Source organism: Nocardia sp. NPDC046473, assembly GCF_040645995.1.
In the GTDB taxonomy this organism is placed as follows: Bacteria; Actinomycetota; Actinomycetes; order Mycobacteriales; family Mycobacteriaceae; genus Nocardia.
Window position 1 is genome coordinate 721,642 of sequence record NZ_JBEYZJ010000006.1, and the last position, 14,154, is coordinate 735,795.

A 14,154-nucleotide genomic window follows, 5' to 3' on the forward strand; every position below is an offset into this window, starting at 1 on the left:
GACTTACGCTGTAAGTATCAGTTTTCAGGCGAGGAAATCCCATGTCCGAGGCCAAGAGTCCGCAATCAACGGTCGATGTCAGCACGATGACGGCGGTGGTCGCGCCGCAGTACGGTGACAGTTCGGTGCTCCGGACCGAGGTGGTGGACCGGCCCGATCCGCGCCCCGGCGAGGTGCTGGTCCGGGTCCGCGCCGCGTCGGTCTGCCAGGGCGATGCGCACCTGCTCACCGGCACGCCCTACCTGCTGCGGCTCGGCTTCGGCCTGCGGCGACCCAAGGATCCGATCATCGGGCACGACCTGGCCGGGGACGTGGTGGCGGTCGGCGGCGACGTGACCGGATTTCGGCCCGGTGACACGGTTTTCGGCTCGGTCAACTCGGGCGCCTTCGCGGAGTACGCCTGCGTCTCGGAGCGGCGGCTTGCCCTCGCGTCGACCGGGCTCGCCATCGAAGAGGCTGCGGCCCTTCCTGATTCGGGCATGACCGCGCTGCAGGGGCTGCGCGACGTCGGTCAGCTGCAGGCCGGACAGACCGTGTTGATCAACGGCGCATCCGGTGGCGTCGGCACCGCTGCGATCCAACTTGCCAAAGCGCTCGGCGCCGAGGTCACCGCCGTGTGCAGCACCCGCCACCTCGAGATTATGCGATCACTGGGTGCTGACCATGTAATCGACTACACCACTGACGATTTCACCGCGACCGGACGGCGCTACGACGTCATGCTCGACCTGATCGGCAACCGATCGCTGCGGGACTGCCGACGGATACTCACCCCGAAGGGCATCTTCGTCTCGTCGGCCGGTGCACCCGGCGGCAATTGGGCGGGCCCGATCACCTGGATGGGAAAGATGGTGCTGGCCAACCTGTTCGTCGGCCAGCAGATCGGCATTCTGCTCATGCGTCCGCGTCGCACCGATCTGGAGTTCCTCGCCGGGCTGACCGCAGCGGGCAAACTCCGGCCACTGATCGAAGAGCGCTATCCGTTGGCTCGTGCGGCCGAGGCGGTGCAGCACATTCTGGACGGGCACGCCCAGGGCAAGACCGTCATCGTCGTCTGAGCCCGACTCTTCCTGTCGAGGGATAGGGAGTCGAAGCGATTGCCGCCGTGCCGGTTTCCTAATCGACCGATTGGGCGAGCCGAGCTGTCAGCTCGCGAATGTGCGCGATGAGTTCCGGCGGCTCGTGCACGCGGAACGGAAAGCCAAAAGTGGCGAGATAGACGGCCAATTCATCGAGTGAGTCCGATCCTGTTCGCAGCAAGCAGGTTTCGTCATCGACGGCTTCGAGGGCGCCGATGGTGGGTGCGATGCGATCGGCGGCGATCTCGGCAGGCACGCCGAGGGTGACGCGGGCGGAATAGCGGTACGGCGAGCTCGCCACTCCGCGGGAGAGATAGCCGGACAGGTCGACGTCGGGTGCTTCGCGCGGGGTGAAGCGGGGACCGGTCGGGATGCGGGGTTGCAGGCGGTCGCAACGGTAGGTGCGCCAGTCGGCGCGGTCGACGTCCCAGCCGATGAGGTACCAGCGGCGGCCGATGTGCGCCAAGCGATGTGGCTCGGTGGTGCGCAAAGATGTTGTGCCGTCATGGCTTCGGTAGTCGAAGCGAAGGCGGTGACTGTCGCGGATGGCGCCCGCGATCGCGGTGAGCGTGTCCGGGTCGACGGTCGGCCCACCGGCCCGGACCGTGACGGTGACCGACTGCAGCAGGCTGACGCGGTGGCGTAGCCGGGACGGCAGCACCTGTTCGAGCTTGGTGAGCGCACGCAGCGAGCTGTCCTCGATTCCGGTGATGGTGCCGCCCGCCGCGGTGCGCAGGCCGATCGCGACCGCCACCGCCTCGTCGTCGTCCAGCAGCAATGGCGGCAGCTTCGCGCCCGCGCCGAGCCGATAACCCGCGACGCCCGGCGTGGCATCCACCGGGTAACCGAGGTTGCGCAGCTTGTCGATGTCGCGGCGCACCGTGCGGACATCGACCTCGAGGCGTTCGGCCAGGTCGGTGCCGGTCCAGTCGCGGGGAGTCTGTAGCAGCGACAGCAGGCGCAGCAGTCGCGCGGAGGTTTCCAACATGGTTTTCAGTCTGCCGGAAAGCTAGGGCAGAAGCTGTCCTAGATGGGTCATAACGTCTATTTCATGAGCAATGAAATCCACGAATTCCGCATCGACATCCCGCAGCAGCAGCTCGATGACCTGCGCACTCGGCTCGACGCGGCGCGCTGGCCCGCCCCACTACCCGGCGACGGCTGGGACACCGGCGTGCCGACTACCTGGTTGCGCGAGCTGGTCGACTACTGGCGCACCGAGTACGACTGGCGGGTGGCCGAGGCGCAGCTCAACGCCTACCCGCAGTATCTGACGGAGATCGACGGGCAGAACATCCACTTCCTGCATGTCCGCTCGCCGGAGGCGGACGCGCTGCCGTTGCTACTGACGCACGGCTGGCCGGGTTCGGTGGTCGAGTTCCTGGACGTGATCGGGCCGCTGACCGATCCGCGTGCGCACGGCGGCGACCCGAAAGACGCTTTCCACCTCGTGATTCCGTCGCTGCCGGGCTTCGGCTTCTCCGGTCCGGTCACGGAGTCGGGCTGGCGGATCGAGCGAACCGCGCAAGCCTGGGTCGAACTCATGCGCAGGCTCGGGTACCAGCGCTACGGCGTGCAGGGCGGTGACGTCGGTGCCGGGGTGAGCCCGGAGGTCGGCCGGATCGTGCCGGAAAGCGTGGTGGGCGTGCACGTCAACGGCGGACCCGGGCCGATGCCGCAGCTGCCGCTGTCCGAGGCGGAACTGGCGAGCCTGAACGAGGTCGAGCGCGATCGGGTTCGCCGGATCGAGGCGTTCATGCGGGAAGAGTTCGGCTACATCGCGATTCAGTCCACCCGTCCGCAGACACTGGCCTACGGGCTGGTGGATTCGCCGGTGGGACAGCTCGCCTGGATCATGGACAAGTTCCGGGAGTGGACGTATCCGCGAAACGTCGACCCGGACAAGATCATTGATCGAGATCGGTTGCTGACCAACGTGATGTTGTACTGGCTCACCGGAACTGCGGGGTCGGCGGCGTATGTCGGCTATGCCCACTCCGATGCGTGGGGAGCGCCGAAGACGAACTCCGGAGTGCCCACCGCCGCACTGATTCTCGCCCATGACGTCGGCATCCGTCGCTACTCCGAACCCGAGAACACCATCACCCGATGGACCGAGGCGGATCGCGGCGGTCACTTCGCCGCGCTGGAGGAGCCCGAGCTGCTCACCGCGGACGTCCGCGAGTTCTTCCGCGACCTGCGCTGAAAACCGAAGCTCGTGGGCCTGTTCCGGCATGTCGCAGTCGGAGCAGGCCCATCATGGGAACAGGACCGTCGGCGAGGTGCAGCCCATGGATAAACCCAAACCGTTCACCCAGGAACACCGGGAAGACTTCTGGCGCCGCTGCGGGTGGTCGCCCGAACTCCCGGAGGCCGAGCGCGCGGCGATCGAACGCGCGTGGGACGACGAGGCGATCGACATGGCAGAGCTGTTCGGCTGGTGAATTCGGGGCTTGCCGTGGCCCGACCGGTGGCGCACCATCAGGTCGGGAGGAATGTCATGGATACATTGGGGTTGCCGAGTCGTAGGAATCGCACGATGGTTTCGTCGCGTGTGGATCCGGTCCTGAACTATTTCGGCAAGTGCCCGCTGTGCGGCTATCCCGCACACGCGGCGCGGATCACCGCGCAGTTCGACGACGACGAGACCGAGCAGTTGGTCGTCGCCACGTGCGGATTGCCTTGTGGCTGGAGCGGACCCGTCGTTGCGACGACGATGACCTGACCGCCGCTATCCTGCGGCGAGTTCACCGGCGAGCTGCCACGAGTTACGCTCGGCGGCAAAGGCTGCTGCCTGTACGGCGCGGAATTCGGTGATGGCCGTGTCATTCTCGGCGAGGAACCTGCGATAGTCGGCGAGCCGGAATTCCCCGTCCTCGGCCCGCACCTCGACGTTGCCCGCGGCGAAATCTGCGCGTAGATCGAGCAATTCGTCGGCCTCGACCGGATACCAGCAGATTCGATCGAAATAGCGCAACAGCCAAGGTGTTTCGTCGCCGGAGGGGTGCCGGTCCGCACCAGGGCGACCGGCGAGCGGACCCGCGTGGTGATTCCACACCTGGGTGGTGCGGCCGACGAACTGATAGCCGCCGGGGCCCTCCATGCCGTAGATGCACAGGTAGGCGCCGCCGATGCCGACCGCGTTCTGCGGGGTCCAGGTGCGGGCGGGGTTGTATTTGGTGGTGACCAAGCGGTGGCGCGGGTCCGTCGGGGTGGCGACCGGGGCGCCGAGGTACACGTCGCCCAGGCCGAGGACGAGGTACTCGGCACCGAAGACGGTGTCGTAAACGTCTGCTACCGAGGCCAATCCGTTCATACGGCGGATGAATTCGATGTTCCACGGGCACCAGGGAGCGTCGGCGCGGACGCCGTGCATGTAGCGGGTGATCGCCTCGCGAGTGGCGGGGTCGTCCCAGGACAGGGGGAGGTGCACGGTGCGGCTGGGGACGACGAGCTGATCGGCGGCGGGCAGGTGCTGTTCGGCTTCGGCCAGCAGATCCAGCAGGGACGGCACGGACAGGAGGTGGGGGTCGACTCGGATCTGCAGCGAGCGGATACCGGGGGTCAGCTCGGTCACGCCGCGCACGCTTGCGGCGAGCAGGTGCTGATGCAGGGCGTGCACGCGGGCGCGTAGCGCGAGATCCAGTGTCATGGCGCCGTATTCGACGAGCACGGCGTCGTCGCCCGCGCGGCGATAGGTCACGCCGGTCTCGTCGTCGACCTCGGTGCGCCGCAGTACGCCGTCGTCACCGTCGCCGCCGGCGGACAGCACGGTCGGCCAGGCGGCTCTGCGCCCGGCGCCCAGGTCGCGAATCGAGGCGGCGCGATCGCTGCGGATCGGCACGAAACGCACTGCGTCGCCAGGGGATAACTGCCCGAGCTTCCAGCGGTCGGCGGCGACCACGGTGACCGGGCAGACAAAGCCGCCGAGGCTCGGTCCGTCGGGGCCGAGCAGGATCGGGGTGTCGCCCGTGAAGTCCAGCGCGCCAACCGAATACGGAGTGTCGTGGATGTTGGACGGATGCAGGCCCGCCTCGCCGCCGTCGGTGCGGGCCCAGTCGGGTTTCGGTCCGATCAGCCGGACGCCGGTGCGGTCGGAATTGAAGTGCACCTCGTAGTCGGTGCCGATGATGGTGTCGAAGTCGGCGCGGGTGAAGAACTCCGGTGCGCCGTGCGGGCCTTCGGTCACCGCCAGCTCCCAGCGGTTGGCCAGCACCGGCTGGTCGTCCATCGGGACGGCCGTCGCGATCGGGTCGCGGAACGGCCCGAGCGGCAATGCTTCCCCGACCCGCAGCGCGTTGCCCGCACTGCCGCCGAATCGACCGAGCGTGAAGGTCGCTGTGCTGCCCAGGTATTCGGATAGCTGGATGCCGCCCGCGAGCAGGACATAGCAGCGCATCCCCGGCCCGCGCACCGCACCGACATCGAGCACGGCACCCGCGGGGATCTGGATGGTCCGCCACTGTTCCACGCGAACGCCGTTCACCGTGACGTCCGTCGGTGCGCCGGTGACACACACCCAAGTAGGTGCCGAAAACCTCAGCGCCGGACCGCCGAGCGCGCACTCCAGCCCGGCCGCGCCCTCGGCATTGCCGAGCACCCGGTTGCCGAGCCGGAACGACAGATCGTCCATCGGACCGGACGGCGGCACGCCGACGTGCCAGTATCCGGTCCGCCCCGGCCAATCCTGCACTGTCGTCAGCATTCCGGGCCGGACGACTTCGACGGACGGGTACCCGGGTGCGGGGTCGGTCGAAGGTTCGCTGGTAGCGGATAGCTCGGTGATGGTCACTTCGACACCACCATCCGCACCGGCGTGGGGTCGAAACCGTTGCAGGGGTTGTTGATCTGCGGGCAGTTGGAGACCAACACCAGGGTGTCGACCTCGGCGCGCAGGGTGACTTTCTTTCCCGGAGCGGACAATCCGTCGACGATTCCGAGCGTCCCGTCGGCCTCCACCGGAACGTTCATGAACCAGTTGATGTTCGACACCAGGTCGCGTTTACCGAGGCCCCATCGCAGCGCCGCGGTGAGGAAGTTCTCCACACAGGCATGCTGGTGCCGGGTGTGCTGGCCGTAGCGGAGCGTGTTCGACTCCTGGGAGCAGGCGCCCGCGATGGTGTCGTGATTGCCCACCTCGTCGGCGACGACGGTCATCAAGGCGGTGCCCGCGTCCGTCAGCAGCACGCTGCCGGTGGTCAGGAAGATATTGCGCTGCGCGGCGATGGTGGCCTGCGCGCTGTAGCGATCGGTGTGGTCCGCCGCCGAATACAACAGGCAGTCCACCGCTTGATTGCCGTGCAGATCGATGATCTCCCACTGCTCGCCGGCCTTGACCACTGCCGACCAGGGGGCACGGGCCGGGACGGTCTCGTCGAGTACGACAGTGCTCATTGCCTTACCTCCAAGGTTAGTGCGGCCGTCCAGGCGCGTTCGGTGTTGTCCACGGCCCGTTGATATTCCGGGTCGGTGTTGTGGATGACGGCGAGATCCTCCGGTGCGGCCCAGGCGACGACATCGAGATCCGTGGTGGCGCGGTCGTCGAGCGGGTGCGCGGCGTTGGCGACGAGCAGGAGCACCGGGAGGTGCGCCAGTAGGTCGACCGAGGAACCGGGGGCCGCGCTGCCGGTGGCGGTCAGCGCGCCGTCGGATTCCACTCGAACCCCGCGGAAGAACGACACCGTCGGCCCGATATCGCGCGGCTCCAGACCGTGCTTGGCGCCGGCCAGATGCAGCAGCTGCCGTGCCTCGGCGGTCGGACCGCACAGGGTGTCGTGGCGGCTCGAGGTATCGGCAAGCACGGTGGCCAGAATGCGACCCTGGTCGGACAGCAGTGGATGGCCGTCGCCGAGATAGGCCTGCCACGGAACCTTCACGGTGTCGGCGACATTCAGCCGCTCCCACGGCGCATCGGGGCGCACCAGCAGCAGATGCGCACAGGCGGCGCCTGCCGGGTCGGTCAATCGGATCCGAGTTCCGCGCCCCAGCACGATATTCACGTAACCGTCCGGCGGAATACGCTGGGCGAAGCTGATTCTGGCCCGCTCGATGCCCGCGGGCAGTTCGGGTCCCTCGATGGTCGCCGCGGCGGCCTGGGATCGCGCGTGTGCCCTTGCGCTTTCGGTGGATGCGGTGCTGCTGGTCATTCGTTGCCCCCTTCGCTGGGTGCGGCCTCGGTCATTCGTCTGGCAAGCGCTTCTCGGCCGGCCGGTCGGATACGAACGGGTGCGCGGTGGCGGTCTGCGCCACCGCGCCACCGATCAGGCGGATTGTGTTGCGGATTCTTGGTTTTCGGTGATACTCGGCGTGCGCAGGACGAACCGGTGCACGACCACACCGGCGGCGATCACCAGCAGCACGAACAGCGGTGCGGCCCAGAGCATCCACCAGTCGCCGCCGTTCGGGGTGTAGACCTCGGCGCGCGGCCAGGCCAGGTTCACCGCCATCGCGACGCCCCACAGCACGGCGAGCACGTTCACCGGAATCCCCAAGCGGCCCAAGCTGAACAGTCCTGCGTCCGCTGCTTCGTCCGCGGGCATCCCCTTGATCCGCCGCACCAGCAGCGGCACGGTAACCAGCAGATACGCCAGGTACAGCGTCACGATGCACACGCTGGCCAACGTCGCGAAGATCGCGGCATTGCCGAGATTGAGCACCAGCAGACCGATGCCGAGCACGCCGATGATGACCGACGGCAATACCGGGGTGCCGAAGCGCGGATGCACCGCGGCGAGCCGCCGGGCGAACGGCAACTTCCCGTCCCGGGCCATCGAGAACATCAGCCGCGACCCGGCCGTCTGAATCGCCAAGGTGCACACCATGATCGCTACCGCGACGCAGCCGAGCAGCACCTTGCCCGCCGGGCTGTCCAGCTTCGAGGTGAGCACGTAGGCCAGGCCCTCGGAGGCCAGCGAGCCGTCGGACAGGCTCGGCGCGGCCATCAGCGCGCCGATCAGCAGCAGCCCGCCGCCGAGCGCGGACACCGCGAGCGCGGTCAGGATGGTGCGCGGCGCCACCCGGCGCGGATTCTTGGTCTCCTCGGAAAGCTCACCGGCGGAATCGAAGCCGACCATCACGTAGGCGGCCATCAGTCCGGACACCAGGAACGCGGCCCAATACGAGCCTGGCACGGCCTGCTCGGTCTGCAGCACCACCCCGGGCCCGCGCTCGGTGTGCGTGAAGAACAGCGCGATGATCGCCAGCACGCCGACGATCTCGACGGTGACGCCGATCGAGTTGATCCGCGACATCAGGTCGATGCCGATCACGTTGACGATCGTGGTGATCACCAGCAGGACGCTGCCGAGCAGTACCGCGTTCGTCGCACCGGAGGACGAGGTGAGCGCGGTGTCGTCGCCGACCAACTGGAAGCCGCTCCAGATCGACGGCAGCACCACCTGCAGTGCGATCGCCGCCGCGGCGGCGGTGACGATCTGCGCGATCACCATCATCCAGCCCGCGAACCAGCCGACGAGCTCACCGCCGAGGCGGCGCGACCACTGGTAGATACAGCCCGAAATCGGGTAGCGCGCGGCCAGTTCGGCGAAGTTCAGCGCGACCAGGAACTGCCCGGCGAACACGATCGGCCAGGTCCAGAAGAAGGCGGCGCCGCCGAACGAATAGCCGAAGCCGAAGAACTGGAAGATCGTGGTGAGGATGGAGACGAACGAGAAGCCCGCCGCGAACGAGGCGTAGCGGCCGAGCTTGCGATGCAGCACGGGCTGGTAGCCGAAGCGGGCCAGATCGGCGCCGTCGCGGCTGGTGTCGGGCGGAGGGGCGGGGGCGAACGTTGTGGCCATGAGGGTCCTTCGGCGAGCGGCCAATACCTATCAGATGACAGTTTTGCGGTGACGATCGCGCTTTCGGTGACCCGCGTGTATCGCTTGCGGTAACCCCGGTAACTTCTGCGTTGCCGAGGTTTCTGTCGAGTGACAGAAACCTCGCCACCGGCTATCGGGGGACCGACCGTAGCGGATCGGCCCAGCGGAGACCTGCCAGAATGGGCCCTGTGGCAAACCTCGGCCCCGGCCGTCCTCGGGTAGAGCAACGACGTCGTCGCGGCCAGACGCCGCGCGCCGAGATCCTCGACGCCGCCGGGGAGCTGTTCACCACCAATGGCTACGCGAACACCTCCACCCGTGTGGTCGCCGACGCGGTCGGCATCCGTCAGGCATCGCTCTATCACCACTTCGCCGCCAAGGATGACATCCTCGATGCGCTGCTTGCCGAAACCATAGCTGCCCCACTGGAACTCGCCGAGCGACTGGGGAATGTGTCGGCGCCGGTGCCAACACGGCTTTACGCACTCGCCGCCTTCGACGTGCGTCAACTGTGTGCGGCGCGCTGGAATCTCGGTGCGCTGTATCTGCTTCCGGAGCTGCGCACCGAGCGGTTTGCGGCGTTCCGGCTGCGGCGTGACGATCTGCGCGGGCACTACGAGACGTTGGCGGCCGCGGTGCTGGCCGAGGCGGGTGGCGCGGGCATCGTCGGTGCCGAGGCGCTGCCGTTCCGGCTGGTCGAGATGGTGATCAGTATGCGCTCGGATGAGGGCGCAGCGCCTGCCGACGCGGAGCGGACCATCCCGGAGGCGGCGTTGCGCGTGCTCGGCTGGCCCGGTGATCTGAACGCGCTACGCGTTGCGGCGCAGCGATTGCTCGATCAACTCGACCCGGCCTGAGCCCTACTTGCCCGCGCTACGTCCCCACTTGAGACCCCAGCCGTAAGCCTGGTCGACTTCCATCTTGCCCCACATCGGACGTCCCGCGGGCGGCCTGATGAAGACGCCCTGGCGGTGAACTACGAACTCGCCGTTGATGTTCTCGATCAACGCGAGCACCATTTCGCGCGAATTGTCGGTGCACCCGCCGACCAGCATCTCGATCGGCGGTGAGCCGACCGGGTACAGCGTGGCGGTGGCATTTACGCCACGGAAGTCGTCCGCGCCGGCGTACAGCGAGGCGAACACCAGGATTCTGCGGAACTTCGCGGTGTGGTCGAGGTTGATGTCGAGGTTCTCGCCTGCGGCGACGGCACCGGTCCGGTCGTCCTGATCGAGCTGGATGAAGGGGGCTTTGCGCAACGAGCCGAAGCTGTCGAGTGGGCCGATCGCGCCCTTGGTACCGTCGGTCATCTCCCAGAAACAGCACAGGTCCAGGTCCAGGCCCGCGCTCTTGCGTTTTCCGAACTTGCGCGGGGCGGCGGAGGCACCGGTCCAGTTCAGGTTGACCCGCATCACGCCGCCCGTGGCGCCCTGCTTGGTCAGTGAGATCGAGGGTGACTCTTTGGTCAGCGAGATCTTGCTGAGGTTGACCGGAGCGCCGGGCTGCTGTGAAAACTGTTGTGGCGGAGCCATGTTCGGTGGTGGCGAACCGTAAGCGCCGGGTGGCGGCGGGTATCCGGACGTCGGCGGGTACTGGGTCGGTGGTGAGAACTGCGCCTGCGGCGGCGCGTACTGCGGTGCGGGCGGAGCCGGAGGCGGCGGCGCGGTGAACTGATGCGGTGGCGCGGCGGGCGGTGGCGGCGGGGTGAACTGGTGCGGCGGCGCGGCCGGTGCCGGAACGTCGTCCACCGAGATGCCGTAATCGGTGGCCAGACCGGCCAATCCGGAGGCGTACCCCTGCCCGACCGCACGGAACTTCCACGCGCCCTGACGGCGATAGAGCTCACCGAGCACGAACGCCGTCTCGGTGGTCGCGCCGACACTGTCGAACCGCGCCACCTCGGCGCCGCTGCCCGGATCCACCAAACGCACATAGAGGCCACGGAATTGGCCGAAGGTGCCGCCGTCCGCGGAAGCCGCGATCACGATGGTGTCGATCTGCGGTTCCACCTGCGCCAGGTTCGCCGACAGCACGTCGAGCACGGTCGGTCCCTGCTGCTTACCCTCGTGCCGGACCGCGCCGGACGGATGGACGGGCTGGTTGTAGAAGACGAAGTCGTTGTCGCTGCGCACCTTCCCGGTGACCAGCAGCAGCGCCGAGGCGTCGGCGTCGGGCACACCGGGCCCGCTCTGCCAGCCCAGTTCGATCCGGACGGCGGACATCGGCACCGCAACGTTGGCGCCCTTCGTCATCGACACACTTGCCAACGTATCGCCAAACGCGCCGAATGGGTACCTGATCAGCGCGTCGGCGGCGCGATCTCCCAGTGCTGCTGCAGCGCGCCCGCGATTTCGGGGAGCACGGTGATCGGAATCCGCTTGCGCCGCAACAGCGCCCGGATCTCGTTCACCTGCTCGCGCTTGCGCAGGTCGTAGGCACCGGAGACCGGGCGCAGCACCGGCGGAATGGACAGCAGCACCAATTCGCCGTGCTGTTCGTCGCCGCCGGACAGGTCGAGCGCCAGCGACCAGCGGGATCGTTCGTCGAGGGTGAAGCGGCCTGCGACCACCCGGTCCCAGTCGATGCTGGATTCGGTCCACGGGGTGCGCCGGTAGATCGCCCGTTCGGTGAGTACGACGGCATCCCTGGTGAACAGCGCCACCACCACCGCGATGCCGGCGACCGAGCCGGCCAGCAGACCGGTGAACACCCGGTTCACGCCGAACAGGCCGACCACCACCGCGCACACCGCGACGGTCGCCAGGATCCCGAGGGCGCTGTACAACGTCGCGCGCCGTGTCGGCACCACACCCGCCCGCACCATTGCTATCTCACCTACCTACTTCCGGCGTGCTGCGGCACACGCTACCGCGCGCCGTAAAGCCGCACACCTGCTGACTTCCCCACACTGATCCGGCCCGGGAAATCAGCAGGTGTGCGGGTTGATCAAGCTTCGAGCGCGACCGCGGCCTCGGCCGTGTACACCAGGAACGTCAGGCTCTGCTGGAAATACAACTCCACCGACTCGGCGTCGTGGGACAGGTAGCCGATGGACAGGTCCTGGCCGATCCGCAGATCGAAATCGCCGCCGCGGCAGGTCAGCACGAACGCGCCGTCGATGGCGGGCGCCCAGATGATCTCGCCGTCCGGGATGAGCCGCTCGATATGGGTGCGGATCGGGTGCCCGTGATCGGAGGTCTCGCTGACGGCGGTGAACAGCTCCGCGCTCAGCAGCACCGAGTACGGTCCGTCGACGCCAGCCAGCCGCAGCGCGGTGAGGGCCTGGGTGACCGCCTCCGGCACCAGCCGGGGATCATTCGGCAGCGCGATCGCCTGGTTGGTCGTACTCGCCCGGATGCCGGTGATATTCGCGGCCGGATAGCCCTCGAAGATGGCCCGGTCCTCGGCGAACGCGATCTTCTTCGCGGCGTCCTTCACCGGATCGAGGTCGGGGTCCAGCGCGCCGCGTTCGACGTTGTCGAGCTCCTCGCGCGACAGCCGGAACGGCACTCGCAGCTCGACCAGCGGCGCGACCACCCGCTGCCGGGCCTGCACGCCCTCGTCGGGCGCGGTGATCGGGGTGGTGTGCCCGGTGCCGACCGCGGAGTAGTCGGCGCCGTGCGGGCCGGACAGATCGACGACGCGGCGCCCGGCGATGTGCCGCTTGAAGGTGCGCGTCGCCTCTTCCTCGATCGCCGACCATGCCTCGGCGGTGATCGGCGCGAGTTCGCGATAGAGGTTGTTCATGCCTGCGTGCTCCTTTTCAACGTGCCGATACCGAGTGAGCCCGAGCCGATGTCGTTGGGCTGCACAGCTTCCGCTGCGCCGGCGTCGTCCGGTGGCGGGGGAAGTTCATCGAAGAAATCGAGGGACGGCGCGAAGAACGACGTGCCGGTGACCGCGAGGGAGAAGTCGAGGATGCGGTCGTAGGCCGCCGCTTCGGTGCCGACGAACATCCGGGTGAGCATCAACTCGGTGACGCTCGGTGTCGCGGCGTAAGCGATGTAGTACGTACCGAATTCGCCGTCCTTGACGCTGCCGAACGGCATGTTGGCGCGCAGGATCTCGCGCTCGGTGCCGTCGGCGTCCACGATGGTGTTCACCGCGACGTGGGAGTCGGCGGGCTTGTCGGCATCGGACAGCTCGAAATCGTCGAGCTTGGTGCGCCCGATCACCTTCTCCTGCTCCTCGACCGACAGCGCCCGCCAATCCGCCATCGGATGCAGGTACTTCTGCACGATGACGTAACTGCCGTCGCGGAATTCGGGATCCTCGTCGCCGACCAGCGCGGCCGAATACGCGCCCTGGCCCTCCGGGTTCTCGGTGCCGTCCACGAAGCCGAGCAGGTCGCGCTGTTCGAAGTAGCGGAACCCGACGGTCTCATCGATGATCGTGGCCGCGCCGACCAGCCGGTCGCCGATGGTCATGGCCAGCTCGAAGCAGGCGTCCTGATTTTCCGCCCTGATGTGGAACAGCAGATCGCCCGGCGTCGCAGGGGCGGTGTGGTGCTTGCCGACGAAGCCGGGGAAGTCGTGCAGTTCGGCGGGCCGTGGTCCGGTGAAGAGCCGGTCCCAGGCCGCGGAGCCGATCGAGGTGACGCAGGTGAGGCCCGCGCCGGGAATGCGGAAGCCTACCGAGCGGCGCAGACCCTGGATATCGGCGAGGGTGTCCCGGACAACCGCCTCGCCGCCCTCATCGATGGTGGCGACGAGAAAAATGGCGGCCGGGGTGAGCGGATCAAGGATCGGCTGCGGCTCACTCATGCCTGCGCTTCGCTGGCGCTCAGCTCCGGCACGCGCGATGCACGCTGTGACATGATTCGCTCGCTGCGCTCACTCATGATCTTCAGCCTAGTGCCCGGCACCGACACGTCGGCCGGGTGGCACGGGCACCAGGGCTACTACTTCGCGACCGTCAGCAGGAACGCCACGTCGTCCACGGCCATCACGCTGTGCCGCGCCTTGGGCACCACGAGCAGATCGCCCGTCGAACCCTTCCATTCGTTGTCGCCACTGATCAGTGTCAGCGTGCCGCTGAGGACCAGCAGGGTGGCCTCGCCCGCGTTGTCGTGCTCGGCCAGGCTCTGGCCCGCGCTGAGGCCGACCACGGTCTGGCGCAGCGAATTCGCGTGGCCACCGTAGATAGTTTGCGAACTCCGCCCGCTGGTGGCGGTGCTCGCGATCTTGAGCTGTTGTCGAGCAACCGCAGTCAGCGATTTCTTGTCCATGGACCGCCTTTCGCAAATGACAACAGCC

15 protein-coding genes are annotated in these 14,154 nt (G+C 67.6%); 5 read left to right on the forward strand and 10 right to left on the reverse strand.

The features are described 5' to 3' along the window. Positions 1–41: 41 nt before the first annotated feature. Positions 42–1,058 (forward strand): NAD(P)-dependent alcohol dehydrogenase, encoded by a 1,017-nt coding sequence (locus tag ABZ942_RS24840; protein WP_357385778.1) that lies wholly within the window; start codon positions 42–44, stop codon positions 1,056–1,058. Between the two features lie 58 nt (positions 1,059–1,116). On the opposite strand, the gene ABZ942_RS24845 is transcribed toward ABZ942_RS24840, so the two are convergent. Further along, on the reverse strand, positions 1,117–2,067 hold the full coding sequence (locus ABZ942_RS24845; protein ID WP_357385780.1) for a YafY family protein: 951 nt from the start codon (positions 2,065–2,067) through the stop codon (positions 1,117–1,119). A gap of 63 nt (positions 2,068–2,130) precedes the next feature. On the opposite strand from ABZ942_RS24845, the gene ABZ942_RS24850 reads away from it, so the two are divergent. From ABZ942_RS24850 to ABZ942_RS24860, 3 genes are all read left to right on the forward strand, one after another. Further along, a complete protein-coding gene (locus ABZ942_RS24850) occupies positions 2,131–3,285 on the forward strand; it encodes an epoxide hydrolase family protein (RefSeq protein ID WP_357385782.1) in 1,155 nt (384 codons plus the stop codon). An 85-nt stretch (positions 3,286–3,370) separates the two neighbouring features. Beyond that, positions 3,371–3,523: a hypothetical protein gene (locus ABZ942_RS24855; RefSeq protein WP_357385784.1), complete on the forward strand. Its 153-nt coding sequence runs from the start codon at positions 3,371–3,373 to the stop codon at positions 3,521–3,523. 95 nt (positions 3,524–3,618) lie between these two features. Further along, a complete protein-coding gene (locus tag ABZ942_RS24860) occupies positions 3,619–3,804 on the forward strand; it encodes a hypothetical protein (protein WP_357385786.1) in 186 nt (61 codons plus the stop codon). Positions 3,805–3,810: 6 nt separating this feature from the next. Here the strand turns inward: ABZ942_RS24860 and ABZ942_RS24865 are convergent, their stop codons facing one another. From ABZ942_RS24865 to ABZ942_RS24880, 4 genes are all read right to left on the reverse strand, one after another. After that, positions 3,811–5,865, reverse strand: coding sequence for a 5-oxoprolinase/urea amidolyase family protein (locus tag ABZ942_RS24865; protein WP_357385912.1), 2,055 nt, complete (start codon positions 5,863–5,865; stop codon positions 3,811–3,813). 2 nt (positions 5,866–5,867) lie between these two features. Beyond that, positions 5,868–6,473, reverse strand: coding sequence for an urea amidolyase associated protein UAAP2 (locus ABZ942_RS24870; RefSeq protein WP_357385788.1), 606 nt, complete (start codon positions 6,471–6,473; stop codon positions 5,868–5,870). Further along, a complete protein-coding gene (locus ABZ942_RS24875; protein ID WP_357385790.1) occupies positions 6,470–7,225 on the reverse strand; it encodes a DUF1989 domain-containing protein in 756 nt (251 codons plus the stop codon). Before ABZ942_RS24875 ends, ABZ942_RS24870 begins: the two co-directional genes overlap by 4 nt. 114 nt (positions 7,226–7,339) lie before the next feature. Next, complete coding sequence (locus ABZ942_RS24880) at positions 7,340–8,878, reverse strand: amino acid permease (RefSeq protein ID WP_357385792.1); 1,539 nt, start codon at positions 8,876–8,878, stop codon at positions 7,340–7,342. A 209-nt stretch (positions 8,879–9,087) separates the two neighbouring features. Between ABZ942_RS24880 and ABZ942_RS24885 the strand changes: the two genes are divergently transcribed. After that, positions 9,088–9,756, forward strand: a complete 669-nt coding sequence (locus ABZ942_RS24885; protein ID WP_357385794.1) for a TetR/AcrR family transcriptional regulator — start codon at positions 9,088–9,090, stop codon at positions 9,754–9,756. A gap of 3 nt (positions 9,757–9,759) precedes the next feature. On the opposite strand, the gene ABZ942_RS24890 is transcribed toward ABZ942_RS24885, so the two are convergent. The 5 genes from ABZ942_RS24890 to ABZ942_RS24910 form a co-directional block, all read right to left on the reverse strand. Further along, positions 9,760–11,151, reverse strand: coding sequence for a TerD family protein (locus ABZ942_RS24890; RefSeq protein ID WP_357385914.1), 1,392 nt, complete (start codon positions 11,149–11,151; stop codon positions 9,760–9,762). Between the two features lie 47 nt (positions 11,152–11,198). Further along, positions 11,199–11,723, reverse strand: a complete 525-nt coding sequence (locus tag ABZ942_RS24895) for a hypothetical protein (protein WP_357385796.1) — start codon at positions 11,721–11,723, stop codon at positions 11,199–11,201. A 122-nt stretch (positions 11,724–11,845) separates the two neighbouring features. Then, positions 11,846–12,646 carry a family 1 encapsulin nanocompartment shell protein gene (locus ABZ942_RS24900; RefSeq protein ID WP_357385798.1) on the reverse strand — a complete coding sequence of 267 codons (801 nt, stop codon included), beginning with the start codon at positions 12,644–12,646 and terminating at the stop codon, positions 11,846–11,848. Continuing rightward, positions 12,643–13,662, reverse strand: coding sequence for a Dyp-type peroxidase (locus ABZ942_RS24905; protein ID WP_357385800.1), 1,020 nt, complete (start codon positions 13,660–13,662; stop codon positions 12,643–12,645). The genes ABZ942_RS24900 and ABZ942_RS24905 overlap by 4 nt, the downstream gene beginning before the upstream one ends. A 137-nt stretch (positions 13,663–13,799) precedes the next feature. Then, positions 13,800–14,126 (reverse strand): cupin domain-containing protein, encoded by a 327-nt coding sequence (locus ABZ942_RS24910; protein ID WP_357385802.1) that lies wholly within the window; start codon positions 14,124–14,126, stop codon positions 13,800–13,802. Positions 14,127–14,154: the final 28 nt, after the last annotated feature.

Excerpts from the sequence above, each read along its gene's own strand:
- ABZ942_RS24860 (WP_357385786.1), top strand. The coding sequence starts at position 3,619 with ATGGTTTCGTCGCGTGTGGATCCGGTCCTGAACTATTTCGGCAAGTGC.
- ABZ942_RS24855 (WP_357385784.1), top strand. The coding sequence starts at position 3,371 with ATGGATAAACCCAAACCGTTCACCCAGGAACACCGGGAAGACTTCTGG.
- ABZ942_RS24910 (WP_357385802.1), bottom strand. The coding sequence starts at position 14,126 with ATGGACAAGAAATCGCTGACTGCGGTTGCTCGACAACAGCTCAAGATC.
- ABZ942_RS24875 (WP_357385790.1), bottom strand. The coding sequence starts at position 7,225 with ATGACCAGCAGCACCGCATCCACCGAAAGCGCAAGGGCACACGCGCGA.
- ABZ942_RS24895 (WP_357385796.1), bottom strand. The coding sequence starts at position 11,723 with ATGGTGCGGGCGGGTGTGGTGCCGACACGGCGCGCGACGTTGTACAGC.
- ABZ942_RS24900 (WP_357385798.1), bottom strand. The coding sequence starts at position 12,646 with ATGAACAACCTCTATCGCGAACTCGCGCCGATCACCGCCGAGGCATGG.
- ABZ942_RS24905 (WP_357385800.1), bottom strand. The coding sequence starts at position 13,662 with ATGAGTGAGCCGCAGCCGATCCTTGATCCGCTCACCCCGGCCGCCATT.
- ABZ942_RS24840 (WP_357385778.1), top strand. The coding sequence starts at position 42 with ATGTCCGAGGCCAAGAGTCCGCAATCAACGGTCGATGTCAGCACGATG.
- ABZ942_RS24890 (WP_357385914.1), bottom strand. The coding sequence starts at position 11,151 with ATGACGAAGGGCGCCAACGTTGCGGTGCCGATGTCCGCCGTCCGGATC.
- ABZ942_RS24880 (WP_357385792.1), bottom strand. The coding sequence starts at position 8,878 with ATGGCCACAACGTTCGCCCCCGCCCCTCCGCCCGACACCAGCCGCGAC.
- ABZ942_RS24850 (WP_357385782.1), top strand. The coding sequence starts at position 2,131 with ATGAGCAATGAAATCCACGAATTCCGCATCGACATCCCGCAGCAGCAG.
- ABZ942_RS24870 (WP_357385788.1), bottom strand. The coding sequence starts at position 6,473 with ATGAGCACTGTCGTACTCGACGAGACCGTCCCGGCCCGTGCCCCCTGG.
- ABZ942_RS24845 (WP_357385780.1), bottom strand. The coding sequence starts at position 2,067 with ATGTTGGAAACCTCCGCGCGACTGCTGCGCCTGCTGTCGCTGCTACAG.